This window comes from Massilia sp. P2_C2, from assembly GCF_056404615.1.
The window spans coordinates 1-748 of record NZ_JBFUDR010000656.1 but is presented as its reverse complement, the minus strand read 5'-3'; the positions used below and the strand labels follow the sequence as shown (position 1 = coordinate 748).

The 748-nt window shown below is 67.2% G+C and carries 1 protein-coding gene; it reads right to left on the bottom strand.

The genetic code is table 11. The annotated features are described in order from the left end of the window. Window positions 1-564, bottom strand: a 564-nt coding sequence (locus tag AC1DYX_RS31670; RefSeq protein ID WP_477266239.1) for an MFS transporter, incomplete at its 3' end; no start/stop codon positions are given. Window positions 565-748: the final 184 nt, after the last annotated feature.

Genomic DNA, 748 nt, shown 5'->3' with positions numbered 1-748 from the left:
GCCGGCCACGTTGCACAGGATCGCGACCGGCGCCCCCAGCGTCTGCACGAGCAGGCCGGCGATGCCGGGGCCGAGCAGGCGCGACGCCGACTCCGTCGCGCCCAGCTTCGACTGCGCATCGATCAGGCCATCGCGTCCGACGAGGAAGGTGAGGAAGATCTGCTCGGCGCTGCCGCCCACGACGAAGCCCGTCCCCAGCATGAACTGTACGGCGTACAGCCAGTGGACGCTGAGCCATCCCTGCCACCACGCGAGCGGCACGCTGGCGAGGCTCAATGCGACCATCGCATCGCTGGCGAGCATCACGGGCAGGCGCCGGCTGCGGTCGAGCAGCACGCCGGTCGGCAGTGCGAACAGCAGGAACGGCAGGGAGCCGACGGCGGCCAGCGTCCCCATCTGGGCCGGCGTCGCATGCAGCAGCAGCGCGGCGCAGATGGGCAGGGCGAGCAGGGTGATCTGGGCGCCGAAATTCGTCAGGGTGCTGCTGAACCAGAAACGGCGGAAGTCGACGTTGCGCAGCTGCCGGTCGGCGGCGAGGCTGCGGAGGAGGGCGATCGGAGACACTTGAGAGGCCGGCGAGTGGTTCGATCGCCGATGATAACAAAGCATGGTTGCCGTATACGTCACGCGCGTCGTTCAGGCGCTACAATCTGGGCTCATCTTATTAAGGGGTGCCCTATGGAATATGCTGACCTGCTGATCGAACGCCACGACAAGGTGGCCGTGATCCGCCTGAACCGTCCGAAGG